The sequence below is a fragment of the Ectothiorhodospira sp. PHS-1 genome (genome assembly GCF_000225005.1).
GTDB lineage: Bacteria > Pseudomonadota > Gammaproteobacteria > Ectothiorhodospirales > Ectothiorhodospiraceae > Ectothiorhodospira.
Window position 1 is genome coordinate 135,460 of sequence record NZ_AGBG01000002.1, and the last position, 26,230, is coordinate 161,689.

The window sequence follows — 26,230 nt, forward strand, 5'->3', positions numbered from 1 at the left end:
GATGTCCTTGGTATCCTCTGTTCCGTGGCGGGGTCCGGAAAAAAAGAACCCCCGGCAAGCCGGGGGTTCGGTGCTTCCAGTGTTCAACCCGTCTTGTGCTTACAGACTGTAGTACAGATCGAACTCCACCGGGTGGGTGGTCATGCGCAGGCGGGTCACTTCTTCCATCTTCAGATCAATGTAGGCATCAATCATGTCGTCGGTGAATACGCCGCCGGCGGTGAGGAAGGCGCGATCCTTGTCCAGGGCTTCCAGGGCCTGATCCAGGGCGTGGCAGACCTGCGGGATCTGCTTTTCCTCTTCGGGGGGCAGGTCGTACAGGTTCTTGTCCATCGCCTCGCCGGGGTGGATCTTGTTCTGGATACCGTCCAGGCCGGCCATCAGCATGGCGGAGAAGGCCAGGTAGGGGTTGGCGGTGGAGTCGGGGAAGCGCACCTCGATACGTCGGGCCTTGGGGCTGGAGACCCACGGAATCCGGATGGAGGCGGAGCGGTTGCGGGCAGAGTAGGCCAGCATCACCGGGGCTTCAAAGCCGGGCACCAGGCGCTTGTAGCTGTTGGTGGAGGCGTTGGTAAAGGCGTTCAGGGCGCGGGCATGCTTGATGATGCCGCCGATGTAATACAGTGCCATTTCGGACAGGCCGCCGTACTTGTCGCCGGCAAACAGGTTCTGTCCGTCCTTGGCCAGGGACTGGTGCACGTGCATGCCGCTGCCGTTGTCGCCCACCAGGGGCTTGGGCATGAAGGTGGCGGTCTTGCCATAGTTGTGGGCTACGTTCTGCACCACGTACTTGAGGACCAGGACTTCGTCCGCCTTGCGGGTCAGGGTGCCGGGGCCGACGCCGATCTCGCACTGGCCGGCGGTGGCCACTTCGTGGTGGTGTACTTCGGTCTTGAGGCCCATTTCCTCCAGCACCAGGCACATGGCGGAGCGCAGGTCCTGCAGGCTGTCCACCGGGGGGACCGGGAAGTAGCCGCCCTTCACGGAGGGACGGTGGCCGATGTTGCCGTCCTCGAACACTTTTTCGGAGTTCCAGGAGGCCTCGTCGGAGTCGATCTTGAAGAAGGCGCCCTGGATGGAGTTGCCCCACTTGATGTCGTCAAAGACGAAGAATTCGTTTTCCGGACCCCACAGGCAGGTGTCGGCGATGCCGGTGCTGGCCAGATAGACCTCAGCGCGCTTGGCCAGGGAGCGGGGGCAGCGGTCATAACCCTGCATGGTGGCCGGTTCCACCACGTCGCAGCGCAGGTTCAGGGTGGGCTCGTCAAAGAAGGGGTCCATGACGGCGGTGTCCACATCGGGCATGAGGATCATGTCGGATTCGTTGATGCCCTTCCAGCCGGCGATGGAGGAGCCGTCGAACATCTTGCCGCCTTCCAGCACGTCCTCGTCGACGGTGTGGGCGGGCACGGTCACGTGCTGTTCCTTGCCGCGGCTGTCCACAAAGCGGAAATCGACGAACTTGGCGCCGTTTTCCTTGATCATATTCAGAACGTCTGCTGCTGACATGCGTACTCCTCCAGGGCTTGAATGAGAGAGGCCTGTTGAAACGGATCCCCGCCGGGGCGGGTGTTCAATTCGGTCGAACCATGGAAAGCATGAAGCGTGCCATGGCGTTGAATGGGGTTGCGGAGGCCATTTGGGGCGGATTTCGGGGGCTGCTTGATGATTGCATGCACAATCTTAGTGCGTTTTTGAGTATTTTGCGCTGTTTTGGGGCGCGAAATCCGTTTTAATGACGGGTGGGCGCCCATCGGCGGTGCCTGTCAGTACCGGAACAGCACCTGTACCTGACCCACATCCGCCGCCCGCAGGCTTGATGCCACCAACTGCCGGGCGGCGGCTTCGGCCTCGGCCAGGCTGTCGAAGGCCCGCAGGGGCAACTGAAGTTCCAGGTGTACCTGTCCTTGCAGATAATGGATCACCACCGGGTCCGCATGCCGGGCTGCAGGCACGTCGTGCCACTGGGCCTGCAGACGCTTGAGGATTTCGGTGCGGTTGGGCAGATGGCTGCTGGGGGCGCCCTGTTGATCATCCTCCGGATCAATATGGACCAGAATGTCCCCCAGCTCGTCCTGAACCCCGTGCATGGCCACGCAGACCGCATCGGCGATGTGATGGCCTTCGGAGACGCTGATGCGGGGCGCGACCTGAACATGGACATCCGCCAGCAGGGTGCCCGCCATACGCCGGGTGCGCAGGTCGTGAACCCCCTGGATGCCGTCCAGCCGGCGCACCGCCTCCAGCATGCGTTCCTGCTCCTGGGTTTCCACCCCGGTGTCGATGAGTTCCCGGGCGCTGTTCCAGATCAGTTTGACGCCCATGTGGCCGATCAGCAGCGCCACCAGGATGGCCGCCACGGCGTCCATGAAGGGCAGGCCGGCCAGGGTGGCGCCCACGCCCGCCAGCACCACCACCGACGAGACCACATCGGAGCGGTGATGCCAGGCATTGGCTTCCAGCATGCGCGAGCGAACCCTTTTGGCCACCCGCATGGTGTAGTGATACAGGGTTTCCTTGCTGATGATGGCGACCGCCGCCAGGATCAGGGCCAGGGGGGTGGGGCTCAGGAGTTCTTCCGGGTTCAGCAGGCGTCGTGCGGCATCGGTCATGATGCCCACGGCCACGCCGGCGAGTACCAGACCCACGACCACGGTGGCCAGGGTTTCGATGCGGCCGTGACCGTAGGGATGGTTGGCGTCGGCCGCTTCGTTGGCCTTGCGGGCGGCAAACAGCACCACGAAGTCGCTGGCCAGGTCGGAGAGGGTATGCACTCCGTCGGCGATCAGGGCCTGGGAATGGCTGATCCAGCCGCCGATGATCTGTGCCGTCGCCAGGGTCAGGTTGGTCACGGCACCGACGAGGGTGACACGACGCATGGCCTGATAACGCTGTTCGCTGGGGAGCCCGGCTGACATGAGGGCCTCGTTGATCCTGGCCCGGGTGGGCGCGGCTTGGGGAAGCGGGATTGTAAACCCTGGTGACACGGTCGCCCAGCCCCGCCACCCGTCGGAGGTTTCCCGGTCACGCACGGGACTGGGCGCTCGCCACCGGCCGCCGTTATACTGTCAGGCTTTGCACGACCCATGCTCGGGGTCGCGCCATCCACGAATCACTCGGGTCGATCCTCATGTCTTCTCACGACGTCTCTACCTTCCAGGGCCTCATCCTGGCCCTGCAGGACTACTGGGCGGGCCACGGTTGCGTGCTGCTCCAGCCCTACGACATGGAAATGGGAGCGGGTACCTTCCATTCCGCCACCTTCCTGCGGGCCATCGGCCCGGAACCCTGGCGCACCGCCTATGTACAGCCCTCCCGCCGTCCCACCGACGGCCGCTACGGGGAAAACCCCAACCGGCTGCAGCACTATTACCAGTTTCAGGTGCTGCTCAAGCCTTCGCCGCCGGACATCCAGCAACTCTACCTGGGTTCCCTGCAGGCCCTGGGCATCGACCCCCTGATCCATGACATCCGCTTTGTGGAAGACAACTGGGAATCCCCCACCCTGGGCGCCTGGGGCCTGGGCTGGGAGGTCTGGCTCAACGGCATGGAGGTGACCCAGTTCACCTATTTCCAGCAGGTGGGCGGCCTGGACTGCCGGCCGGTGAGCGGTGAGATCACCTACGGTCTGGAGCGCATCGCCATGTACCTGCAGGGGGTGGAGAGTGTCTACGACCTGGTCTGGACCCGGGGTCCCCAGGGTGTGGTCACCTACGGTGACGTCTACCACCAGAACGAGGTGGAACAGTCCACCTACAATTTCGAACATGCCGATGTGGCTTCCCTGTTCGGCTGGTTCGAGACTTGCGAGCAACAGAGCAAGCACCTCATCGCCCAGGGCCTGCCCTTGCCGGCCTACGAGCAGATGCTCAAGGCTTCCCATACCTTCAACCTGCTGGATGCCCGGCGCGCCATCTCCGTCACCGAGCGGCAGCGCTACATCCTGCGGGTGCGTGAACTGGCCCGCGCCGTCGCCGAGGCCTACTACGCCGCCCGTGAACAGCTGGGTTTCCCCATGCTCCCCGACGCGGCCAAGGCCGAACGCACCTGACCTGGGACTGGATCAACATCATGAGCGAAACACAGGATCTTCTGATCGAGATCGGCACCGAAGAGCTGCCGCCCAAGGCCCTCAAGGGACTGCGGGATGCCTTTGCGGACGGGGTCATCAAGGGGCTGGCGGATGCCGGCCTTGACCCCGTTGACCATGTGGCCTATGCCGCGCCCCGCCGCCTGGCGGTGTGGGTCAGGGGCCTGCCGCCGCGCCAGGCGGATCAGGCCATGGAGCGCCGGGGGCCGGCCCTGGCCGCCGCCTTCGATGCCCAGGGTAACCCCACCCGCGCCGCCCAGGGGTTTGCCGCCTCCTGCGGCGTGGCGGTGACCGACCTGGCGCGTCTGGAAACGGACAAGGGCGCCTGGCTGGTGCACCGTCACCTGGAGCCGGGGCGTGACACCGCCGCCCTGGTGCCCGCCATCGTCGAGGCCGCTTTGGCGGCCCTGCCCATTCCCAAGCGCATGCGCTGGGGCGATGGTGACGCGGAATTCGTGCGTCCGGTGCACTGGGTGGTGATGTTGCTGGGTTCCGAGGTCATCCAGGCCCCCATCCTGGGCATCCCGGCGGGTCGCGAGACCCGGGGGCATCGCTTCCATCACCCCGCGACCCTGCCCCTGTCCGCGCCGTCCGAATATGCCCCGCTGCTGGAGACCCAGGGCTGGGTGAAGGTGGACTTCGAGGCCCGTCGCGCCGCCATTCGCGGCCAGGTGGAGGCCGCCGCCGCCGAGCTGGGCGGTCGGGCGGTGATCGAGTCGGATCTGCTGGACGAGGTGACCGCCCTGGTGGAATGGCCGGTGGCGGTGGTGGGCCACTTCGAGGCCCGCTTCCTGGAAGTGCCCCAGGAGGCGCTGATCTCCACCATGCAGGACAACCAGAAATACTTCCCGGTGGTGGACGGGGAAGGGCGCCTGATGCCCCACTTCATCACCATCAGCAACGTGGACTCCCGGGCGCCGGAGCGGGTGCGGGAGGGCAACGAACGGGTGATCCGGCCCCGCTTCTCCGACGCGGAATTCTTCTGGAACCAGGATCGCCGCCGTCCCCTGGAGAGCCATCTGGAGGCCCTGAAGACGGTGGTATTCCAGCACAAGCTGGGCAGCCTGCACGACAAGACCCTGCGGGTGGTACGTCTGGCGGGGTTGCTGGCCCGGGACATGGGGGCCGATCCCGATCAGGCCCGCCGGGCCGCCCTGCTGAGCAAGTGCGACCTGCAGACCCAGATGGTGTTCGAGTTCACCGAGCTGCAGGGCACCATGGGGCGCTACTACGCCGCCCATGACGGCGAGCCGGAGGCGGTGGCCGCGGCCCTGGAACAACAGTACCTGCCCCGCCACGCGGGGGATGCCCTGCCGGCCGGCCCGGTGGGTCGGGTGCTGGCCCTGGCGGACCGTCTGGATACCCTGGTGGGGATCTTCGCCATCGGCCAGAAGCCCACCGGCGCCAAGGACCCCTTCGGTCTGCGCCGGGCCGCCCTGGGGGTGCTGCGCATCCTGGTGGAACTGGAGCTGCCCCTGGATCTGGAAACCCTGCTGCAACAGACCGCGGAAGGCTACGAGGGCCGGGTGCCGGCCGTCCCTGCCGTGCCCCAGGTGCTGGAGTACGTGATGGAGCGTCTGCGGGCCTATTACCTGGACCGGGGTATCCGCCCCGAGGTGTTCGAGGCGGTGCTGGCGGTGCGGCCCACCCGTCCTCTGGATTTCGACCATCGGGTGCGGGCAGTGGAGCATTTCCTGGGACTGCCGGAAGCCGAGGCCCTGGCGGCGGCTCACAAGCGCATTCACAACATCCTGCGCAAGGTGGAGGGCGGCCTGCCCGACCGGGTGGAAACCCGCCTGCTGGCGGAGTCGGCGGAGCAGGATCTGCATCGCCACCTGGAAGGATTGCGGGAGGTGGTGGCCGCTCATCTGGACGCGGGCGAGTATACCGATGGCCTGACCCGGCTGGCGGCCCTGCGCGGCCCCGTGGACGCCTTCTTCGATCAGGTGATGGTGATGGCCGAGGATCCGGCCCTGCGGGATAACCGGCTGGCGCTGCTCAATCGCCTGGCGGGGCTGTTCCTGCGGGTGGCGGACCTGTCCCGGCTGCCGTGAGGCTCGTCATCCTGGACCGGGACGGGGTCATCAACCGGGACTCCCCCGACTACATCAAGTCACCGGCGGAATGGGTGCCGTTGCCCGGAAGCCTGGAGGCCATCGCCCGCCTGAACCGGGCCGGCTGGTGCGTGGCGGTGGCCACCAACCAGTCGGGCCTGGCCCGAGGCCTGTTCGATCTGCCCACCCTGCGAGCCATCCATCGGCGCATGGAAGAGGCCCTGGTGCCCCTGGGGGGGCGCATCGACGGGATCTTTTACTGTCCCCACGGTCCGGACGAGGGCTGCGACTGCCGCAAGCCCCTGCCGGGTCTGTTCGAGCGGATCGGCCGGGCATTCAGCGTGCCCCTGGCCGGGGTTCCTGCCGTGGGCGATTCTCCGCGCGATCTCCAGGCCGCCGCCGCCGCCGGTTGTACCCCGATCCTGGTGCGGACCGGCAACGGTCTCAAGGCCCTCGCCGAAGGGCAGGTACCGGCGGGCACGCTGGTCTTTGCGGATCTGGCCGAGGTGGTGGAACATCTGCTGACTGAAACGGATCAAGCCCATGACTGAATACCCTCCGGCCACGCCATGGCTTTACCTGCGCGCGGGCCTGTTCTGGACCGGTTTGGCCCTGTCCACGGTCCTGTTTGCCCTCTTCAGCCCCCTGCTGCTGCCGCTGAAATGGCATGGCCGTTTCCGGGTGCTGTCCCAGTGGACCCGCTTCAACCTGTGGTGGCTGACGCTGACCTGCGGGTTGCGCTATACCGTGACCGGCACCGAGCATCTGGGCGGTGAGGCCAGGGTACTGATGTGCAAGCACCAGTCGGCCTGGGAGACCCTGGCCCTGCAGCAGTTCATTCCGCCCCAGGCGTGGGTGCTCAAGCGGGAACTGATGCGCATCCCCTTTTTCGGCTGGGCTCTGGGCATGCTGGAACCCATCGCCCTGGACCGGGCCGCCGGTCGCAAGGCCATGGATCAGCTGGTGGCCCAGGGGCTGGATCGGCTCGACCGGGGGTTGTGGGTGGTCCTGTTTCCCGAGGGAACCCGGACGCCGCCCGGCCATCAGGGCCGTTACAAGGTGGGCGGGGCGGTGCTGGCGGCACGCAGCGGTCGTCCGGTGATCCCGGTGGCCCACAATGCGGGTCTGTTCTGGCCCCGCAACAGCTTCATCAAGTATCCGGGGACCATCCAGGTGGAGATCGGACCGCCCATCCCCACCGAGGGCAGAAAGCCCGAGGCCATCATGAAGGATGTCCAGACCTGGATCGAATCCCGCACTGCGGTGCTGTGCGGACTGTCCGGGTCGGATGCGAATCACTCCCATGAATGAAACCCCACCCGGTTGGGATCTGAGCACCCGATCCGGCCGTCGCCGGGCCTACCTGCATGCCTTGTGGCGAGATGACGGCTGGGTGAGGGAATATGGCCTGTCCAATTTTCACCGGATTTCCGACCGGGCCTGGCGCTCGGGTCAGCCCTCGCCGCGTCATCTGTACCGGCGCATTCCCCGTCACGGCATTCGTACCGTGGTGAACCTGCGGGGGGAAGAACCGGATAATCCCATGCTGGCCCTGGAGGCGGATGCTTGTGCACGTCTGGGCGTGGCGTTGCACTCTCTGAAACTCTACTCCCGGGATCTGCCCAGCCCGGAGGCGATTCACGAGGCCCATGATCTACTGCATCGCATCGCCTATCCGGTCTGGTTTCATTGCAAGTCCGGGGCGGACCGGGCCGGGCTGATGGGGACCCTGTATCTGCATTGGGTGGAGGGGGTGCCCCTGACGCAGACGCGACAACTGCGCCTGTGGCCCTATTTCCATTACCGCTGGGCCAAGACCGGTCTGCTGGATCACTTCTTCGAGGCCTATCTGCTGGATACGGCGGGCTCCTCCATGTCCCTGCTGGAATGGGTGGATACCCGCTATGACCGCAGGGCCCTGAAAAAGGCCTTCCGGCCCCGACGGGTCGTGGACACGCTGGTGGATCGGATCCTGCGCCGGGAGTAGGGAGCCCGGGGTCAGCGCCCCAGTACCAGCGATTCCAGCGGCCTCGGTTCGCCGATGAAATGGCCTTGCACATGGTCTACGCCGATGTCCCGCAGGATCTTCAGGATGGCTTCAGACTCCACGTATTCGGCGATGGTCTGCTTGCCCATGAGGTGGGCGATGTCGTTGATGGAACTCACCAGGGCCCGGTCGGTGGCATCCTGGACCACGTCCCGCACGAAGATGCCGTCGATCTTCAGGTACTGCACCGGCAGGGTGCGCAGATAACCGAAGGAGGACATGCCGCTACCGAAGTCATCCAGTGAAAAACGGCAGCCCAGTCGACTCAGACGCAGGAACAGATCATTGGCGTTATCCAGGTTGGCGATGGCCACGGTTTCCGTCACCTCGAAACAGAGCTTCTCGGGAGGGATATTGGTGTGCTCCAGTGCCTCGAGCACAAAATCCAGGAAGGCAGCGTCTCCCACCGAATGCCCCGACAGGTTGATGGCGCAGGCATCCAGCAGGTCCAGCAACGGGCGCTGATCCGCCAGCCAGGCCAGACACTGCCGGATGACATACCGGTCAATGGCGGTGGCCAGATTGTAGCGTTCCGCCGCCGGCAGGAAGTTTCCGGGGCTGATCAGTCTGTCCTGGTCTTCCCGCAGGCGCATCAGTACCTCGAAGTGGGTGCCATGGTCCTTCTGTGTTGATAGTGCCTGGATGGGCTGGGCAAACAGGATCAGTCTGGAGTCCTTGATGGCGGACTGGATCCGGTTGACCCATTGCATGTCTCCCTGAAGTCTGAGCAGTCCGGTATCGTTCTGCCTGAAAATACTGACCCGGTTGCGTCCCTTGTCCTTGGCGGCATTGCAGGCGATATCCGCCGCCGCCATGAGAGCGATACCGCTGGTGCTGCCGGATGTGACGGGTACCACGCCGAGGCTGGCGCTCAGGCTGAAGGTGCGGTTTTCCCATTGAAACGAGAAACCCTGCAGGGCTTCACGCAGGCTTTCCGCACGGGCCATCGCCTGTTCAATGGGGAGCGCCTGCAGCAGCAGGGCGAATTCGTCTCCACCCAGTCGGGCCAGTGAATCACCCAGGCGCATGTGCTCACCGAGCAGATTGCCGATCCGGCGCAGAAGGTCATCGCCGGCCTCATGGCCGCTGGTGTCATTGATGATCCGGAACTGATCCAGATCCAGATAGATCAGGGCATGCTGGTGACCATGTTTTCTGGCATCGTGGATCGCCCGCTCCAGCCGGAACATCAGTTCACGGCGGTTGAGCAGACCGGTGAGGGGGTCATGGCTGGCCTGGTAGTTCAGCTGGGTGACCAGGGAGCGGAATTCGGTGGCATCGCTGAATCCGATCACTGCCCCGCCGATGCCTGCGCCCTGTCGTAGCGGAGTGATGGATAGATGGACCGGCTGGGGATGGCGATCCTTGCGCCACAGCACGGTTTCCAGTCGTTCGAGGGGCTGTCCGCCACGCAGCACCTGCCGGATTGGCGATTCTTCCCAGGAGATGGGCGTGCCGTCCTGGGCGGCCTTCATCAGTTGGGCATGGGCGGACTGGCCCAGCAGGGCGGGACGGGTAAAGCCCAGCAGACCCAGGGCTGCCTGATTCACGTAAGTGATTTGTCCCCGTTCGTCCACGGCAAACAGCGGCGAGGGGGCGTTGTCCAGCAGCTGGTTCAGTCGTTGTGCCAGGTGTGTCGGATCGGGGCGTTTTGCCGCTGGAGGAGGCGGTGCTTCTTGCATCATGTCCCTTGCCTTGAAAAGTGGCGGCCGGCCTCACGTGTATTGTGGTCGGTGGGGCGAGGGTCCGCTACCGCCGAATATACTGCAAAAACCCGCACCAGGCGTCACGTCCTTTGTGATCGGTGGGCGGCAAGGGTGCGGATCACCTGCCCGGCCAGCATCAGCCCGAACAGCCCGGGCATGTAGGAGATGGTGCCGTTGACTGCCCGGGCGCGACCGCTGACAGGCCCTTCGATGGGGCGATGTTCGGTACCCTTGATGGCGGTTTCGCTGGAATGCACCACGGGATAATCCAGGTGCGCTCCCAGGCGGCGAAGTCGTTTGCGCATTTCCCGGGCCAGGGGACACTTGTCGGTCCCGGCCAGCGGTCCGATGCGTACCGCCGTCGGATCCAGGCGTCCACCCGCCCCCATGCTGGAGATGACGGGTATTTCCCGTTGCTGGCAGCGATGCACCAGGGCGGCCTTGCAGGCGATGGAGTCGATGCAGTCCAGTACGTAGTCCACGTCCGTCGGCAACAGTGCATCCACATTGTCCGGCGTCAGGAAATCACTCAGCACCGTGACCTTGAGGGCGGGATTGATATCCCGGATCCGGTCCGCCATCACCTCTGCCTTGGATCGGTTCAGGGTGGAATGCAGGGCCACCAGCTGGCGATTCATGTTGGAGGGACCGACCCGGTCGTGATCCAGCAGGGTGAGGCGTCCGATACCGGCGCGGGCGATGGCCTCGGCGGCACTGCCGCCCACGCCGCCCAGGCCGGCAATGAAGACGTGGCACCGAGCCAGTCGGTCCAGCCCGGCCGGGCCGATCAGCAACTCGGTGCGTTCGTGGAGGGGGTTGGGGTGGCTCAAGGTATTGTCCGGGGCTGATGATTCAGGTGCGGATCATCGGGGATGCCGTTTGGTCTGTCCAGGCGGAATAGCCGGATGGCGTTGCCCCGGGTGATCCGCGCGATCTCACGCGGGGATTCATCCCTCAGTTCGGCCAGGGTGCGGACCACTTCCGGCAGCCAGGCAGGCTCGTTGCGTTGTCCCCGGTGGGCCAGCCCCGGCTGGTCGGGGGCGTCGCTTTCCACCAGCAAGGCACGGGCCGGCAGCCAGGCCGCCAATGCGCGCAGGCGCTGTGCCCGGGGGTAGGTGAGGGGGCCGCCGAGGCCGAGAAAAAAATCCAGTTCCAGCAGTTTTTCCGCCTGTTGCCGGCTGCCGGAAAAGCTGTGTACGACACCCCTGAGTCCCGGACGTTGCCGAAGGGCCTGGGTGACCTGATCCACCGCCCGCCGGGCGTGGATGATGACGGGCAGGTCATGGGTCAGCGCCAGATCCAGTTGCGCCCTGAAACAGGCCTGCTGGGCTTTTTCATCCAGTCCCTGGACGAAGAAATCCAGGCCGCACTCCCCGACCGCCACGGCCGGTTCGCGCCGCAGCCAGTCATCCAGGATCTGGATGTCGGACGGTCGGTGGGCTTGCAGATAGACCGGGTGCAAGCCGTAGGCGGGGTGAAGTCCGGGCAGGGAGGTCGCCACTTCCCTGAGTCGTGTCCAGCCGGCCCGCGTGATGGCCGGGATGATCATGGCCTCCACGCCCGCCTCCCGGGCGCGGCGCCGGCAGTCTTCCCGATCCGCGTCAAAGGCCGGGACGTCGAAATGGCAGTGGCTGTCGATGAGCATGATTTCACTCCGTGCGTGCGGGCCGGGTAAAGGCGCATTTCCGATGGTGTTGAAAAATCCTGTCCACGGCGTCACCTTATGGTGCTGGAAAGGTTCTGGAAAAGCACCTTGCGTGACCCTGCGAAGGTTCCTTGTCGTGATTCCACGAAGGCTTCTTTGTCGTCACTCCCGCGAAGGCGGGAGTCCAGGGTTTCCAGCCTGTGACTGGATTCCCGCTTGCGCGGGGGTGACTTGTCCAGAAAACCTCTGGAGGGTTGTTCGGTTGCCGTCGATCAATACGCCCGGATGGGCATGTCGTCGGCGGCCGGATCATCCCGCGACTATTCTCCGGATAATTTAAGGGTGGAACCATGGCAGGATGGCTCAGTGGTGAGGTGGTGGAACTCAAGCGCTGGACGCAGCGACTTTATTCCCTGCGCGTGGAGGCCCCCGTGGATCCCTTCAGGGCTGGTCAGTTCAACCGGCTCTCGGTGATGGTGGACGGCGAGCGGGTGGCGCGCCCCTATTCCTACGTGAATGCTCCGGACGAGCGCCCGCTGGATTTTTACTTCATCACCGTTCCGGAGGGTCCCCTCACCCATCACCTGGTCACCCTGTCTCCCGGAGACACCGTGGACGTGATGGCCAAGGCGAACGGCTTTTACACCCTGGAAGAGGTGCCCGACGGTGAGGTGCTGTGGATGTTCGCCACCGGGACCGCGCTGGGTCCCCACCTGTCCATCCTCAAGACCGAGGCGCCCTGGCGGCGTTTTCAGCGCATCGTGCTGGTACACGCGGTCAGGACCCGGGAGGAACTGACCTATCAGGACACCATCGACGCGTTTCGTGATCATGGAGCACGGTTCCAGTTCGTGCCCTTCGTCAGTCGCGAGGAAAGTCCGGGGGCCTTGCCTGGGCGCATCCCCGCCGCCATCGAGTCGGGCCTGCTGGAGCGGCATACGGGGCTGCCGCTGACCCCGGATGCCGCTCAAGTGATGATCTGCGGCAACCCGGACATGGTTCGGGATACCAGCGAGGTCCTCAAGGGACGGGGCATGACCAGGAACCGGCGTCGTGAACCCGGTCACATCACCACGGAAAACTACTGGTAGACGTTGGGCGCGGTGACCTTGGAATATCCCGGGTCATGCCCGAAACCACCCGTCACTCCCGCGCAAGCGGGAATCCAGTCATCGGGGCTTACCTTTTCAGCGCCGCGTTTTCTTGCCCTCCGGCGTGCGCCTGCCCCTGTTCCCGGCAATGGGCGCATAGTCCCCGCCCTTCCATGATCTGATGCTCCAACTGGAAGCCCTGACCGCGTGCCTGGTCTTCCAGCACCCGGTTGATGACCGGGTTTTCCGTCTCCGTGACCACGCCGCAGCGCCGGCAGATCAGCAGCAGGCAGCGATGTTCATGCTCGGGCCTTGCGCAGCCCACATAGCCGTTGAGGCTTTCGATGCGGTGAATCAGGCCCTGGGCCAGTAGGAAGTCCAGGGCCCGGTACACGGTGGGTGGTTTCACCGTATGGTCATCCGAACTTAATTGATGAATCAGGTCGTAAGCCTTGATCGCCTCGTGGTTCTGCCAGATCTGTTCCAGTACCCGGCGTCGCAGGGGTGTCAGTCTGACCCCGCGCGCCGCGCATAGGCGTTCGGCGGATTCAAGGGCCTGGGTGATGCAGGCCGCATGGTTGTGGCCCGGATCGGCGATGTCTGGCATGGTCATGTCCAACGGGTGTGTGCCTGCGACGGTATCGCCAGGATACATCACAGATCATGGGATATCAGGGGCAATACGCCGGATCCCCGGTATGGACTCGACTCTGATGCCGGGCTATTGTGATTGGCAAAAGCGCTTGAGGCATGTGCTATAGGTGATGGAGTGAGGGAAGAGGGTGTTGCGGGGTGGCCGGGGACATGAGGGATGGCATTCATCGCGGGAGCCGGGTGCGGTGGGTTGTGAGCCGGCGACTGGTTGCCCTGACCTGCCTGCTGTGGGTCGGCGTGGTTCTGTTTCCCACCGCCGTTGCCGGTCCCCAGGTTGTCGTGGCCAATGACTCCATCACGCAGAACGCCCTGCCTCTGGCCACGGTGCGCGCCATCTTCAGTCTGCGAGTACAGTCGCTGGACGGACACAAGCTCACGGTGTTTGTCCTGGATCCCAGGGGTCCGGTCCATGCGGCCTTCAGCAAGGATGTCCTGGGCGTCTTTCCCTACCAGCTTGAGTCTGCATGGAACCGGAGTATCTTTTCCGGTACCAGTCGGGGTCCGGTGGTGGTGAATTCCGAAGCGGAAATGCGGCATCGGGTGGCCAATACGGTGGGCGGCATCGGCTACCTGAGTCCCCCGGTCATCGACGAGGGCATCCGGATCCTGAACATCGAAGGGAGTCAACCATGATGTGCCCCTGGAAGGCTGCGTCCTGGTCCATGGCAGTGTTCATGTTGGTGTGTGCGTCACCGCTACTGGCCGCGGATCGGCCGCTTCATGTCCATGGCTTTGTCAGTCAGGGCTACCTGCAGTCCACCCATAACGACTACTACGGCAACAGTACCCAGGGGAGCTTCGATCTGACGGAGCTGGGGGTGAACGTCTTTTATTCGCCCATCGCCGCCGTGTCCCTGGCGGCCCAGGTGGTCAGCCGCCGGGCCGGGGAACTGTATGATGGCGATCCCCGGATCGACTACGCCTTTGTGGATTATCGTCTTTATTCCTCGCTGGAGGGCTACGGCGGCGTCCGGCTCGGCAGGGTCAAGATTCCCATCGGCTTCCACAACGAGACCCGGGACGTGGCCACCACCCGTCCGGGTATCCTGTTGCCCCAGTCCATCTACGTCGAGGGCCTGGGCATCCGCGACTTCTATATCGGTGTGGATGGTCTGTCCGCTTACGGAGAGTGGTTCCTGCCCAGATCCACCCTGCAGCTGGATCTCGATATTGCCGTGCCGACCACGTTACAGGATGAAACCCAGGCGGCCTTTCTTCGCACCGTATCGGCACCGGGCGATCTGCGGCTCACATCGGGACAGAATCTTCGGGCACTCTATGAACAGGATGGCGGCCAGCTCAGGCTGGCGGCCACCTATTCGCGGGTGCGCACCGAGTACCGTCCGGCCGAGCAGGACTTTTTGCAGCGAGGGTTTGCGCCGGTAGACGCCCTGGTGCTGAGTGCGGAATGGAACCGGAAAGACTTCAGTCTCATGGCCGAGGCGGTCCATCGTCGTATCCGTAGCAGCGGATTTAGAGAAGGCGCCAGCGATGCCACCCGCCATGAGCAGGGCTACTACATCCAGGGAACCTATCGTCTGGGCAACGGCTGGGAGGCATTTTTGCGCTACGACACCCACTGGAACGACCGCACGGACCGCGCGGGGCGGCGTCAATCCCTGGAGTCGCTGGGGCCGGGCTCCCTGGCCCCGCAGGCGCCCCATCGTTTCTATCAGCATCAGTGGACCCTGGGCACGGGTTGGCGGATCACGCCGCAATGGCTGCTGCGGGCCGAGTGGCACCATGTGGACGGTACGGCGCTGACTCCCCTGGCCGATAATCCGGTATTCGATGAGGCCGGCGGACGGGCGCGCTGGAATCTGTTTGCCTTGCAGGCATCTTTCACCTTCTGAGCATGAGTTCCCTGACCGATAAAAGGATGGCGAGGTCTTGAGTCTGAAATGGAAACTGCTGCTGGTGATGGGGGTGCTGCTTGCGGGGCTGTTCACCGGCTTTGCCGTGCTCAATCACCAGAGTCTGCAAGGCCAGTACGAGGAACTTCGGGCCATGGAACAGCAGCGTTCCCGCCTGCAGTTGACGGGGCTGTTGCAGCAATCCCGGAACGATCTGCTCAATCTGGCGCATCTCGTCCCGTCCCTGTCCGGACTCCGTCAGGCGCTCAAGCAAGGAGATGCCGGAGAGCTGGGGCGGTTGTTCGCGCCCCAGTGGGCCAGTCTGCAGGTGGATACGGATCTGGTCATGGCCGGCTTCCTTGATGTTCATGGCCGATTCCTGGTGGAAGTGCAGATTCTGGAGGCGCCGCATGAATGGCCGTCACGTCTGTGGCCCGCGGTGGATCAGGCACTTCTGGCGGAAGCACCCAGCACGTTTACCGACTGCACCACGCTCTGTCTGAGCTACGCCGTGGCGCCGGTGCTGGCCAATGGCCGGACGGTCGGGGCCGTGGTGCTGGCGCGTCCCATGTCTCATCTGGTGGTCTCCTTCAACGAGCTGTCCGCCCTGGATGTGGCCATGTTCAGTCTGGATCCCGCGGCAGCGGCGGGATCCGGGGCAAGGCAACCCCGGATGATGGGGATTACCAGCCGGGAGCGCCTGGAATCCCTGCTCCACGCCGGTGTCCTGGAGGGGTTGTCGCCCGGGCAGGTGACGATGCATTCACTGGAGGGTCGCCGGGAGTTGGAGCTGTCCCCTTTTCTGTTGCTGGACGATGCATCGACCCATCAGATCCTCGCCGTGGTGATCGCCGACGTGACCGAGGCCAGGCGTCAGATCACTATCGCTCAGCGCCAGAACGTGCTCATGGGGGTGATCGGCCTGATCCTCTTTGCGATGGTGATCGTGGCCACGACGCGCATGCCGCTGGTTCGTTTGCATCGGGTGGCGAGCCTGCTGCCGCTGCTGGCGGAACGGCGTTTTGATGCGGTCCGCAGCGAACTGGCAAGCCCGCTGCAACCGTTCCTGCCGGACGAACTCAGCCTGCTGGAGCGAACCACGCTCAAGCTGGCGGATCGGCTGGAGCGGCTGGAGGCCGACGTTCGCCGGCAGCGGGACTCCCTGGACCTGAAGGTACAGGAGCTTTCCATCGAGCGGGAGCGTTACGCCCTGGCCGCGGCCGGTACCAATGACGGGATCTGGGACTGGGATCTGGAGACCGGGAAAATCTTCTATTCACCTCGCTGGCAGACCATGCTGGGGTATGAGGCGGGTGAATTGACGAGCCATCCCGACGAATGGCTTGGGCGTCTGCACCCGGATGATCGGCCCCGATTGCAGCAGGAACTGGACTCGCACCTGGCTGGCCGCAGTCCCTGTCTGGAGGTGGAGTGCCGCATGCGTCATGCCACCGAGGGTTACCTCTGGATGTATTTCAGGGGGCTTGGCGTGCGCAACGATTTCGGCAAGGCCCATCGCATCGCCGGTTCCATGAGCGATGTGACCGAGCGTCGTCGCATTGAGGAGCAGTTGCGCCATGACGCATTGCATGATCACCTGACCCAGCTGCCCAATCGCACCCTGTTCGTGGATCGTCTGCAGCGCGCCATCTCTCGCTACCGGCGTTCCGGCAGCGGTTATGCCGTCGTGTTCCTGGATCTGGACAACTTCAAGACGGTCAATGACAGCCTGGGGCACATTTTCGGTGACCAGATGCTCATCCAGTTCGGACGGCGCCTGCAGCAATGCCTGCGCCCCGGCGATTCGGTGGCCCGCTTTGGTGGTGACGAGTTCGTGCTGCTGCTGGAAGATATCGCCTCCGAAAATGAAGTGCACCAGGTGGTTGCCCGTCTGCAGGCCGTCACGCAGTCACCCGTTCGTGTGGGTGATCAGGACATCTTCGTCAGTTTCAGTGTCGGCATCGCCCTGGGAAGTCCCGAGGACCGGAGCGCGGATGATGTGCTGCGCAATGCGGACACGGCCATGTACCAGGCCAAGATCCATAATCCCGGAAACAGCATGTTCTTCAGTGGTGGCATGAGGGCCAGCGCGGTCCACCGGCTCAATCTGGAGACAGCCATGCGCCGTGCCCTGGACCGGCACGAGTTTGTGCTGCACTACCAGCCGCTGGTCTCCATGAAGGACGGGCGTCTACTGGGTTTCGAAGCCTTGCTGCGCTGGCCCAGGCTGGGGGAAAGGCCGGTATCGCCGGCGGATTTCATCCCTCTTGCCGAGCAGACCGGCCTCATCATCCCCATGGGGCGGTGGGTTGTGGAGCAGGCGGTGGAGCAGGTGGCCCGCTGGCAACGGATGGGGCTTCCTGTCTCCGGGGCGGACCTGCCCATCAATATCAATGTCTCCGGCAAGCAGTTCCGTGATCCGGAACTGGTATCCGTCATTGAGCGGTCCCTGAAGCACCATGGTGTTTCAGGGCGCTGCCTGAAGGTGGAACTCACGGAAAGTGCCGTGCTGGACAACGGGTCTCAGGCGCTTGAGGTCATGGGGGCTCTGAAGGACGCCGGGATTGATCTGTGCATGGACGATTTCGGCACAGGCTATTCTTCCCTGAGTCAGCTGCGGGATCTGCCTTTCGACGTGGTCAAGATCGATCGCTCCTTCGTGCACCGCCTGACCAGCGATCCTCGACATGTAGGTATTGTCAGAGCGGTGACATCGATTGCCCGGGAGTTGAACAAGTCCCTGGTGGCCGAGGGCGTGGAAACGCCGGAGCAGGTGAGCAGCCTGCTGGATTTGGGGTGTACCGTCGGTCAGGGATTCCTGTTTTCTCCGGCGGTGGAGGCGGAGCGGGTCGAGGCCTGGGTCGCGGATCCCAAAGACTGTTTCGCCGCCGTCATCGGTCGAAGAGATGCTTGAGCATGGCATCCCGGTGTCGGTTTTGGGATGATGCCCGGGTGGACGTTGCCGGAGAGAACGGTTTGAACACAGAAGACCTGGAACCGCTGCGCAGCCGGCTGGCTGAACTCAAGGAGGAGCATCGTGCCCTGGATGATGCGATTCACCGTCTGGCGGAGGGTCCGTTCGTGGATCAGATCCGGCTGACCCGCCTCAAAAAACGCAAGCTTCAGCTCAGGGATGTGATTGCCAGGCTGGAGAGCCGCCTCATCCCCGATCTGAATGCCTGAAATCCCGGTCGTCGGTGGTTCCACCGACGACCGGTGTCCTCAGGGCCTCATCCCCAGATATCCGCGGTGATGCTGTCATACCAACCCTGGGCATAGCGTGCTTCCTGGCGCCGGAAGTTGGGTCCCGCGTCGGCGGGGCTGACGCCGCCGGAGCCGGGGACGCCGGTGATGGTGCCGTCGGTGAACCGGTAGACGGCCGCAATGCTGATGCCGTACTCCGGTCCTACCAGGCTGTAGCAGGTATTCACCGTCGACAGGGCGAGCATGTCCTGGTTGGCCATGGCGCGGACAATGGCGGCGGCGGCCACCTTGCCCTGGGTATTGGCGGAATGGCCCGACTTGGGCATCTCTCCGGCAATGCAGGCGTCCCCGATCACGAAAATGTCAGGATCCATCTCCGACTGGAAAGTGAGCTGATTGACCGGGCACCAGCCGGTGGGGCCTGCCAGCCCTGCTTCCCGGGCGATACTGCCCGCCATCTGGGGAGGAATGAAGTTCAGCACATCCGCCCGGAAGCGGGTGAGGCCGCCGTCCGAGTAAACGGTTCGGGTGGTCGGGTCCATCCGCTCCACCTGCCCACCCTGGGAACTGGGCACCCATTCGATCATGTCGCCGTAAAGCTGTTTCCAGCCATTCATGAACAGGCCTTGCTTGGAGAAGGCCTCCTTGTTGTCCAGGATGATGATCTTGGAGCGAGGCTTATGCTGCTTGAAGTAGTGGGCCACCATGCCTGCCCGTTCATAGGGTCCGGGCGGGCAGCGGAATGGGTTGCCCGGTGCCACCATCACGAAGACGCCCCCGTCCGGCATGGCTTCCAACTGGCGACGCAGGGTCACGGTCTGGGGGCCGGCCTTCCAGGCATGGGGGATCTCCTCCGCCACGTCCCGGCTGTAGCCTTCCACGGCGTCGAAGCGGAAGTCGATACCCGGTGAGAGCACCAGTTTCCGATAGCTGAGTCGCTCGCCGCCGGCCAGATGGACGGTGTGGGTGTCACGGTCGATGGCGGTGACGGTGTCATGGACGATCTCGACGCCGTGCCTGTCACGAAGCGCTCCGTAGGTCTGCTCAAGGTTTTCCATGCGGGTCAGACCGCCCAGATACCAGTTGGAACCGTAACAGGTGTGATAGCGTGCATTCGGCTCGATGAGCACGACCCTGAGGCTGGGCTCGAATCGCTTCAGATACTTGGCTGTCGTGGCGCCTCCCGAACCACCGCCGATCACCACAACCTGGTCCTTGCCCTTGCGGCCGTCCGGGAGGGTGCCGCAGGCTGCCAGTGCGGTGGCGGCACCGCCGGCGCCCAGGGCGCGGAGGAAATTTCTGCGTGATATCTGTCTCATGGTCGCTGTGCCTCTCCTAGCGCCGGGTGCTGAGATATTCGGCGATGAGCTTGATTTCCTCATCCGTGTAACCGGTGGCATGGCGATCCATGACGGTGGCGGGCCGGGTCCCGTCCCGGAATGCCTTCATCTGCGAGATCATGATCTCCGGGGGATACCCGTAGATGCTGGGGATGCTGCCGGCGCTGTGTCCGTCGGTGCCGTGGCAGGCATAGCATGTGGTGGCCATGAGGGCACCGCGGGAGATTTCGGCGGTTGCCGCCTGGGTCAGTCCCATGCCGACCAGGAAGATCGCGAGAGTGCGGCCTGTGTGGCGCAAAACGGTATGTTTCATGGAATTTGGTGTCCCCCTTATGTAACGTGGCGGTTTCCTTGTTTCCGCTTTCGTTCCTTGATGATAACCTAGAGGCATATAGTTAATCTTTTATGGTATTTGCAAATTGATTTGCGTCAAGTAATGCGGGTTCATGGTCCCGGCGGCAGACGGCTTCAAGGGCAATATATATTTGCTTTGGTAAATATCGCTAATACACAATAATGCGGATATAAGAACCTATGGGCATGAGTTTTCCACAGACCGTAGCCGCAAGAGACAGTCGACCATGAGTCACGATCAGCGCAGACATCCGCGGGTACCCATGGAAATCACGGTGGAGCTTCACTGTGACGGTGAGCTACCCCGGCGCGTGCAGACCATCGATCTGAGTGGTGGCGGTGTGATGCTGCTGATCCCGGAGGGGTCGGTTCCTGCAGAAGGGGCTGAGGTGAAGGTGAGGGTCTGCGGGCAACTCGGGGACGGCGAGGCGCCGCCATTGGTCAACGCCCGGGTGGTCAGGCGTCTGCCGGAAGGCGTGGCGGTGGAGTTCCTTCCCTAATAGATCCGCTCCACTCCGGGCGGACGGGCGGCGAAGCGCTTGTAGCTCCAGACGTATTGCTCGGGACACAGCCTGATCAATGTTTCCACGGCCTCGTTGATGGCGCGGGCTGCGACCTGCGGGTCCGTTGCGTACACGGCTTCCGGCACCGGAATGCAGCGATAGCGGTACCCCTTCCCCGCCGGCAAGCGCTGCGCAAACGCAAACACGATCGGCACGCGTCGCGGTCCGGCCAGCCGGCTGAGCAAGGTCATGGTGAGTGCCGGACGCCCGAAGAAGGGGGCAAAGATGCCGCGGGCGCCTTTGGGTGTCTGGTCCGGCAGTATGCCGATGAACTCGCCACGGGCGACCGCCCGCTGGATTTCCTTGATACCGGCCATCGTCGTCGGTACCAGGCGGGCGCCGGTGGCCGCCCTGGCCTCCCTCAAGGGGCGGTCCAGTGCGGCCAGCCGGGGGGGGCGAAACAGGCTGGTCATGGTGCCGAAGCCGGCCGCGTGCAGCCCCGCGAACTCCCAGCTCCCCAGGTGAGGCGAGACCAGGAAGGCGCCCCGGCCCTGTGCCAGTGCCTGATTCAGGTGTTCCTCGCCCTCCACCCCCCTCAGTAGGGCCTGTACCCGCGCGCTGCCCGCATGCCAGAGCCAGGGGGCCTCCGTCAGCGCCTTGCCGGTTTCCATGAGGCTCCGACGGGCGATGCGGTGATGCCAGTCGGCATTCTGTTCCGGGAAGCAGGCGGCCACGTTGATCAGGGAGATGCGGCGCAGCTCGGTCCTCAGTATCCAGGCCAGCCAGCCCAGCAGGGCACCCAGGGCATGGTTCATCCGCAAGGGCATGGGGGCCAGCAGGGCAAACAGGAGACGGATCAGGAATTCCATGGCGATTCCGCCCGGGGGGCGTTCGCAAGAGCCCCGGCGGTGTCGGGGATATCCTCCAGTCCCACCGACATGAGCGGCGTCAGGGTACGGATCAGGCTCTTGAACAGCCCCGGGTTGTCCTGCTCCTCCCGGGCCAGCAGGGCCTTCATGTGGGGCCGCTGAGTGGGTTTGCCGAATCGGGTGGGGCAGTTTTCCTCCATGATGGGCAGTCCCGCCTTGTGTGCAAAATCGCGGATCCGCCGCTCCCGGGCGTAAACCAGCGGTCTGATCACGCGCAGGTCTCCGGCCTCGATCCGGTAATGGGCCTTCATGGTCTTGAGTCGGCCGCCGTGGAAGGCGCTCATGAGAAAGCTCTCCGCCAGATCATCCAGGTGCTGTCCCAGGGCGATGACGTTGTAGCCCTGTTCCCGTGCTGTGCGGTAAATCAGGCCCCGCCGCATGCGGGAGCAGAAGGAACAGTAGGAGTGGTTGTCCAGGTGCTTTTCGGCCCGCGCCAGGATAGGCTCGCTCACGTAGGTATAGGGTACGCCCAGTGCCTGGAGGTAGGGGATCAGGCCGCGTTTGTCGGTCAGACCCGTCTGGGGATCGATGGTGACGGCACCGACCTCGAAACGAACCGGTGCCCGTTGCCGGAAATACAACAACAGGTGCAGCAGGGTCAGGGAGTCCTTGCCGCCGGACAGGCCAAGGAGAATGCGGTCACCGTCCCGGATCATGCGAAAATCGCCGATGGCGCGACCGGTATCACGGATCAGGGAGCGGGGGGGTAGAATCGGGCTGGACATGGCCGCCGAAGATACCCACTGGGCGGAATTCATGGCAAGTCTTTCCATGGGAAAAAAAACTCCCACCATCCCTGGTGGGAGCGAGACCATCCCGGGTCCGGTGATTGAAGCGGCGTTCCCTGCCTGCCTGGTGGATTCATTCCACGCCTGGTCCGGAGACATCCCTTACCCCATCAACCCAGGATCCCTGGGAGGCGCTTCGTGCACCATGGGTATATGATTTCACATGGATGGGGGCGGGGAACACTACCCTTACCCTCTGAAAAACGAGGTTTTGGCGCGAAAAGCTGTAGGGATTTTCTTACACGCGTGCTTTGAGCCTCCCTCTGAACCCGGAGAAGGTTTGTGCCCATGTCCGTTGATTCCCTGTTCCCCGACATTCGCCCCTATCGCACCCGACCTCTGGATGTGGATCCTCCCCATCGTCTTTACCTGGAAGAGTGCGGTAACCCGGAGGGGCTGCCAGTGGTGTTCCTTCACGGCGGCCCCGGTTCTGGGTGCGAGTCCTGGCATCGGCGTTTCTTCGACCCCAACCGTTATCGCATCGTGTTGTTTGATCAGCGGGGGTGCGGACGTTCCACGCCGCATGCCTGTCTGGAAAGCAACACCACCTGGGATCTGGTGGCGGACATGGAGCGCATTCGCGAGTCTCTCGGGATCAATCGCTGGGTCCTGTTCGGCGGTTCCTGGGGTTCCACCCTGGCCCTGGCCTATGCGCAGACCCATCCCGAGCGGGTGCTGGGCATGGTGTTACGGGGCATCTTCCTGTGCCGTGACGAGGATATCCGATGGTTCTACCAGGAGGGCGCCGGACGCCTGTTCCCCGACCACTGGGCCGACTATCTGACGCCGATTCCCGAAGCGGAGCGCAGTGATATGGTGGCCGCCTATTACCAGCGTCTGACTGGTGCGGACGAGGTGGCCCGCATGGCGGCCGCCAAGGCCTGGTCGGAGTGGGAAGGGCGCACGGCGACCCTGATCACCAATCCCGCCGTGGTGGGGCATTTCCAGAACCCCTTTACCGCCCTGAGTCTGGCCCGCATCGAGTGCCACTATTTCCGGCATCAAGCCTTCCTGGCACCGGGGCAGCTGTTGCGCGACGCCCATCGTCTGGCGGAGATTCCGGGGTACATCATCCATGGACGTTATGACGTGGTGTGCCCGGTGGACCAGGCGTGGGCATTGCACCGTGCCTGGCCTGGGGCAGAACTCACCATCGTCCCGGATGCCGGGCATTCCGCCAGTGAGCCGGGGATTGCCCAGGCGTTGGTGGGGGCAACCCAGGCGCTGGCGGATCGCCTGGCATGATCGCCTTGCTGCAGCGGGTGAGTCAGGCCCGGGTGGTGGTGAGTGGCGGGACCGTCGGCGAGATCGGTCCCGGCATCCTGGCCCTGGTGGGGGTGGTGCGGGAGGACGGCCCTGCCCAGGTGGAGCGTCTGCTGGAGCGGATGCTGGGTTATCGCCTGTTCGAGGACGAGCAGGGGCGCATGAACCTGAGTCTGCGGGAGACCGGAGGCGGGTTGTTGCTGGTGCCCCAGTTCACCCTGGCGGCGGATACCCGCAAGGGCATGCGGGCCAGTTTTACCCCGGCAGCGGATCCGCGGGCCGGGGAGGTTCTGTTCGATCAGTTGGTGGCCCGGGCGCGGGTAGTGTGGCCGCGGGTGGCCACCGGCCGGTTCGGCGCCGACATGGCCGTATCCCTCACCAACGACGGTCCAGTGACCTTCTGGATCGAGGCCCGCTAGATCACCTTGAGCCGTTGGCCGTCCCTCATGCCGGGGGCGACTTGCCATTACCGTTGTGGTGGTTGCGCAGGTCTTCCACCGGATGGGTGCCCGCCACGGTATAGAGTCCGTCCAGGTCGTAGATGGTGATCAGCTTGCGTCGTACCTGGATCAACCCGGCGGCCTGGAAGCGGGTGAAGAGCCGGCTCACCGTCTCCACCGCCAGGCCCAGGTAATTGGCGATGTCATTTCGCGACATGGTGAGGTTGAATTCCGTGCGCGAGAACCCACGTATACCCAGGCGGTTGGAGAGGCTCAGGAGGAAGGCGGCGAGCCGGGCGTCGGAGGCCTTCTTGCCCAGCAGCATCATGAAGTGTTCGTCGGTCTGGATTTCCCGGCTCATGATGCGAAAAAGCTGGTGTTGCAGCCCCGGGATGTGAACCGAAAGCTCCTCGAGACGGTCGAAGGGGATTTCGCAGATGCTGGTGGTTTCGAGGGCGCGGGCGGCGCAGGGATGGACGCCGTCGCTGATGGCGTCCAGGCCCAGCAGTTCGCCGGGCAGGTGAAAGCCCGTGATCTGTTCCTGGCCGTCGTCGGTGAGGGTGTAGGTCTTCACCGTGCCGGAACGAACGGCGTAAATGGATGTCATACGGTCGCCGGGGCGATAGAGGTGATCCTTGCGCTGCAGGGGTCGTTTTCGGTTGATGATCCGTTCGAGCAACTGCAGCTCTTCATCGCCGACCCCCAGGGGCAGGCACAGATCGTGGAGACTGCAGCTCTTGCAGGCTTGCTTGAGACTGCCTAGATCAAGGATCTTTGGGGCGGACATGCGGGTTCAACCACTCCTGCAGCCTTTCAGGCCGCCAGCTCATTGCCGAGGTTCGGTACGCACTGATTCGGCACCTTACCCAAAGCCGGGCCGGGAGACAAGCCGGCGGGGCTCACCGTGGGCGCAAGGCTGTGGTAGGATGCCCCATTGAACCTTCATTAGTGCTTCAGCGCCCATGACTTCCCGCACAGCTCAGATCACGCGCGATACCCTGGAAACCCGGATACAGGTGGCCCTCGACCTGGACGGCCAGGGCCGCGGCGAATTCGCCACCGGCGTCCCCTTCCTGGATCACATGCTGGATCAGGTGGCCCGCCACGGCTGTATCGACCTGTCCATTCAGGCGGACGGTGATCGCCACATCGATGACCATCATACGGTGGAAGACATCGGTATCGCCCTGGGTCAGGCCATGGCCCAGGCGGTGGGAGACAAGCAGGGGATACGCCGTTACGGCCATGCCTATGTGCCCCTGGATGAAGCCCTGTCCCGGGTGGTTGTCGACTTTTCCGGTCGGCCGGGCCTGCAGTATCACGTGACCTATCCCAGGGATCGCATCGGCCGGTTCGAGGTGGAGCTGTTCGAGGAATTCTTCCAGGGCTTCGTCAACCACGCCCGCGTCACCCTGCACCTGGACTGTCTGCGGGGCAGGAACGCCCATCATATCGCCGAAACCCTGTTCAAGGCCTTCGGCCGCGCCCTGCGCATGGCGCTGGAGCCGGACCCCCGCATGCAGGGGGTGATGCCCTCCACCAAGGGCGTGCTCTGAACGTATCCGTCTTCCCGGCCCGACTTTCGAAGAACCCTTTATGAATACTGTTGCGGTGGTGGATTACGGCATGGGCAACCTGCGCTCCGTGGTCAAGGCCCTGGAGCACGCGGCCCCGGTCGGCACCCGGGTGCTGCTTACGGATCGCCCCGCTGACATCCTGGAAGCGGACAGGGTGGTCTTCCCCGGCCAGGGGGCGGCCCGTGACTGCATGCAGGCTCTTGATCAGCGGGGATTGTCGGGGGTATTGCGCGAGACGGCGCTGACCCGGCCGTTCCTGGGCATCTGCATGGGCATGCAGGTGCTCATGGATCACAGTGAGGAAAACGGGGGGACCCGGTGCCTGGGGATCGTCCCGGGGCGGGTGCGCTGGTTTGGCGTCGATCTGACCGATGCCCGGGGCGAGCGCCTGAAGATCCCCCACATGGGCTGGAATCAGGTCCGCCAGGTCCATGCCCATCCGCTGTGGGCCGGCATCGAGCAGGACAGTCGTTTCTATTTTGTGCACAGCTACTATGTCGAGCCGGCCGCCCTCCAGGTGGTGGCGGGTACCACGGACTACGGGATGCCGTTCACCTCGGCCATCGCCAAGGACCATATCTTCGCCATCCAGTGTCATCCGGAAAAGAGCGCCGCCGCGGGTCTGACCCTGCTGCGCAATTTCATGCACTGGACCGGCGGCGTCTGAAATCAGTCAATCAGGGGAATTAGAT

26 protein-coding genes are annotated in these 26,230 nt (G+C 64.0%); 15 read left to right on the top strand and 11 right to left on the bottom strand.

Annotated elements, in window-relative coordinates; genetic code table 11:
- Positions 1-99: 99 nt before the first annotated feature.
- Together glnA and ECTPHS_RS01375 are read right to left on the bottom strand one after the other, a co-directional pair.
- Positions 100-1,509 carry a glutamate--ammonia ligase gene (gene glnA / locus ECTPHS_RS01370; RefSeq protein ID WP_008930879.1) on the bottom strand — a complete coding sequence of 470 codons (1,410 nt, stop codon included), beginning with the start codon at positions 1,507-1,509 and terminating at the stop codon, positions 100-102.
- A 257-nt stretch (positions 1,510-1,766) separates the two neighbouring features.
- The gene (locus ECTPHS_RS01375) at positions 1,767-2,918 is read right to left on the bottom strand and encodes a cation diffusion facilitator family transporter (protein ID WP_008930880.1); all 1,152 of its coding nucleotides are present in this window, start codon (positions 2,916-2,918) and stop codon (positions 1,767-1,769) included.
- A 212-nt stretch (positions 2,919-3,130) separates the two neighbouring features.
- Here ECTPHS_RS01375 and glyQ point away from each other — a divergent pair, with 212 nt between their 5' ends.
- The 5 genes from glyQ to ECTPHS_RS01400 are packed head-to-tail and all read left to right on the top strand — an operon-like array spanning position 3,131 to position 8,131.
- A complete protein-coding gene (gene glyQ / locus ECTPHS_RS01380; protein WP_008930881.1) occupies positions 3,131-4,051 on the top strand; it encodes a glycine--tRNA ligase subunit alpha in 921 nt (306 codons plus the stop codon).
- Between the two features lie 20 nt (positions 4,052-4,071).
- Entirely contained in the window at positions 4,072-6,144 is a 2,073-nt protein-coding gene (gene glyS, locus ECTPHS_RS01385; protein WP_008930882.1) for a glycine--tRNA ligase subunit beta, read from the top strand.
- Positions 6,141-6,695 carry a D-glycero-beta-D-manno-heptose 1,7-bisphosphate 7-phosphatase gene (gene gmhB / locus ECTPHS_RS01390; protein ID WP_008930883.1) on the top strand — a complete coding sequence of 185 codons (555 nt, stop codon included), beginning with the start codon at positions 6,141-6,143 and terminating at the stop codon, positions 6,693-6,695. Before glyS ends, gmhB begins: the two co-directional genes overlap by 4 nt.
- Complete coding sequence (locus ECTPHS_RS01395) at positions 6,688-7,455, top strand: 1-acyl-sn-glycerol-3-phosphate acyltransferase (RefSeq protein WP_008930884.1); 768 nt, start codon at positions 6,688-6,690, stop codon at positions 7,453-7,455. The genes gmhB and ECTPHS_RS01395 overlap by 8 nt, the downstream gene beginning before the upstream one ends.
- A complete protein-coding gene (locus tag ECTPHS_RS01400) occupies positions 7,448-8,131 on the top strand; it encodes a beta-lactamase hydrolase domain-containing protein (protein WP_008930885.1) in 684 nt (227 codons plus the stop codon). The genes ECTPHS_RS01395 and ECTPHS_RS01400 overlap by 8 nt, the downstream gene beginning before the upstream one ends.
- Before the next feature lie 11 nt (positions 8,132-8,142).
- On the opposite strand, the gene ECTPHS_RS01405 is transcribed toward ECTPHS_RS01400, so the two are convergent.
- The 3 genes from ECTPHS_RS01405 to ECTPHS_RS01415 all read right to left on the bottom strand — a co-directional run bounded on the left by ECTPHS_RS01405 (position 8,143) and on the right by ECTPHS_RS01415 (position 11,542).
- Positions 8,143-9,876, bottom strand: coding sequence for an EAL domain-containing protein (locus tag ECTPHS_RS01405; protein ID WP_008930886.1), 1,734 nt, complete (start codon positions 9,874-9,876; stop codon positions 8,143-8,145).
- Positions 9,877-9,977: 101 nt separating this feature from the next.
- On the bottom strand, positions 9,978-10,727 hold the full coding sequence (locus tag ECTPHS_RS01410) for a ThiF family adenylyltransferase (RefSeq protein ID WP_008930887.1): 750 nt from the start codon (positions 10,725-10,727) through the stop codon (positions 9,978-9,980).
- Positions 10,724-11,542: a TatD family hydrolase gene (locus ECTPHS_RS01415; protein ID WP_008930888.1), complete on the bottom strand. Its 819-nt coding sequence runs from the start codon at positions 11,540-11,542 to the stop codon at positions 10,724-10,726. The genes ECTPHS_RS01410 and ECTPHS_RS01415 overlap by 4 nt, the downstream gene beginning before the upstream one ends.
- Before the next feature lie 350 nt (positions 11,543-11,892).
- Here ECTPHS_RS01415 and ECTPHS_RS01420 point away from each other — a divergent pair, with 350 nt between their 5' ends.
- Positions 11,893-12,633 (top strand): ferredoxin--NADP reductase, encoded by a 741-nt coding sequence (locus tag ECTPHS_RS01420; RefSeq protein ID WP_040404702.1) that lies wholly within the window; start codon positions 11,893-11,895, stop codon positions 12,631-12,633.
- An 88-nt stretch (positions 12,634-12,721) separates the two neighbouring features.
- Here ECTPHS_RS01420 and ECTPHS_RS01425 read toward each other — a convergent pair whose 3' ends face one another.
- Entirely contained in the window at positions 12,722-13,246 is a 525-nt protein-coding gene (locus tag ECTPHS_RS01425) for a transcriptional repressor (protein ID WP_008930890.1), read from the bottom strand.
- 221 nt (positions 13,247-13,467) lie between these two features.
- Here ECTPHS_RS01425 and ECTPHS_RS01430 point away from each other — a divergent pair, with 221 nt between their 5' ends.
- The 4 genes from ECTPHS_RS01430 to ECTPHS_RS01445 are packed head-to-tail and all read left to right on the top strand — an operon-like array spanning position 13,468 to position 18,323.
- Positions 13,468-13,920: a hypothetical protein gene (locus ECTPHS_RS01430; RefSeq protein ID WP_141565220.1), complete on the top strand. Its 453-nt coding sequence runs from the start codon at positions 13,468-13,470 to the stop codon at positions 13,918-13,920.
- Entirely contained in the window at positions 13,917-15,140 is a 1,224-nt protein-coding gene (locus ECTPHS_RS01435; RefSeq protein WP_246828289.1) for a hypothetical protein, read from the top strand. The genes ECTPHS_RS01430 and ECTPHS_RS01435 overlap by 4 nt, the downstream gene beginning before the upstream one ends.
- 37 nt (positions 15,141-15,177) lie before the next feature.
- Positions 15,178-18,054: an EAL domain-containing protein gene (locus ECTPHS_RS13835; RefSeq protein ID WP_008930893.1), complete on the top strand. Its 2,877-nt coding sequence runs from the start codon at positions 15,178-15,180 to the stop codon at positions 18,052-18,054.
- Between the two features lie 2 nt (positions 18,055-18,056).
- Positions 18,057-18,323, top strand: a complete 267-nt coding sequence (locus tag ECTPHS_RS01445; protein ID WP_008930894.1) for a YdcH family protein — start codon at positions 18,057-18,059, stop codon at positions 18,321-18,323.
- 47 nt (positions 18,324-18,370) lie between these two features.
- On the opposite strand, the gene ECTPHS_RS01450 is transcribed toward ECTPHS_RS01445, so the two are convergent.
- Together ECTPHS_RS01450 and ECTPHS_RS01455 are read right to left on the bottom strand one after the other, a co-directional pair.
- Positions 18,371-19,663 (bottom strand): NAD(P)/FAD-dependent oxidoreductase, encoded by a 1,293-nt coding sequence (locus tag ECTPHS_RS01450; RefSeq protein WP_008930895.1) that lies wholly within the window; start codon positions 19,661-19,663, stop codon positions 18,371-18,373.
- 16 nt (positions 19,664-19,679) lie between these two features.
- Positions 19,680-19,997 carry a c-type cytochrome gene (locus tag ECTPHS_RS01455; RefSeq protein ID WP_040404704.1) on the bottom strand — a complete coding sequence of 106 codons (318 nt, stop codon included), beginning with the start codon at positions 19,995-19,997 and terminating at the stop codon, positions 19,680-19,682.
- Positions 19,998-20,265: 268 nt separating this feature from the next.
- On the opposite strand from ECTPHS_RS01455, the gene ECTPHS_RS01460 reads away from it, so the two are divergent.
- Positions 20,266-20,538 carry a PilZ domain-containing protein gene (locus tag ECTPHS_RS01460; RefSeq protein WP_008930897.1) on the top strand — a complete coding sequence of 91 codons (273 nt, stop codon included), beginning with the start codon at positions 20,266-20,268 and terminating at the stop codon, positions 20,536-20,538.
- Here the strand turns inward: ECTPHS_RS01460 and ECTPHS_RS01465 are convergent.
- Positions 20,535-21,410, bottom strand: a complete 876-nt coding sequence (locus tag ECTPHS_RS01465) for a lysophospholipid acyltransferase family protein (RefSeq protein ID WP_008930898.1) — start codon at positions 21,408-21,410, stop codon at positions 20,535-20,537. The genes ECTPHS_RS01460 and ECTPHS_RS01465 overlap by 4 nt on opposite strands.
- Positions 21,398-22,195 (bottom strand): ATP-binding protein, encoded by a 798-nt coding sequence (locus ECTPHS_RS01470; protein WP_040404773.1) that lies wholly within the window; start codon positions 22,193-22,195, stop codon positions 21,398-21,400. The genes ECTPHS_RS01465 and ECTPHS_RS01470 overlap by 13 nt, the downstream gene beginning before the upstream one ends.
- 351 nt (positions 22,196-22,546) lie before the next feature.
- Here ECTPHS_RS01470 and pip point away from each other — a divergent pair, with 351 nt between their 5' ends.
- The gene (pip, locus tag ECTPHS_RS01475; protein ID WP_008930900.1) at positions 22,547-23,503 is read left to right on the top strand and encodes a prolyl aminopeptidase; all 957 of its coding nucleotides are present in this window, start codon (positions 22,547-22,549) and stop codon (positions 23,501-23,503) included.
- Positions 23,500-23,940: a D-aminoacyl-tRNA deacylase gene (gene dtd, locus ECTPHS_RS01480; protein ID WP_008930901.1), complete on the top strand. Its 441-nt coding sequence runs from the start codon at positions 23,500-23,502 to the stop codon at positions 23,938-23,940. Before pip ends, dtd begins: the two co-directional genes overlap by 4 nt.
- 25 nt (positions 23,941-23,965) lie before the next feature.
- Here dtd and fnr read toward each other — a convergent pair whose 3' ends face one another.
- Positions 23,966-24,748, bottom strand: coding sequence for a fumarate/nitrate reduction transcriptional regulator Fnr (fnr, locus tag ECTPHS_RS01485; RefSeq protein ID WP_008930902.1), 783 nt, complete (start codon positions 24,746-24,748; stop codon positions 23,966-23,968).
- A 175-nt stretch (positions 24,749-24,923) separates the two neighbouring features.
- Here fnr and hisB point away from each other — a divergent pair, with 175 nt between their 5' ends.
- Positions 24,924-25,517, top strand: a complete 594-nt coding sequence (gene hisB, locus ECTPHS_RS01490) for an imidazoleglycerol-phosphate dehydratase HisB (RefSeq protein WP_008930903.1) — start codon at positions 24,924-24,926, stop codon at positions 25,515-25,517.
- 40 nt (positions 25,518-25,557) lie between these two features.
- Positions 25,558-26,205, top strand: coding sequence for an imidazole glycerol phosphate synthase subunit HisH (gene hisH, locus ECTPHS_RS01495; RefSeq protein WP_008930904.1), 648 nt, complete (start codon positions 25,558-25,560; stop codon positions 26,203-26,205).
- The last annotated feature ends 25 nt before the right edge of the window (positions 26,206-26,230 follow it).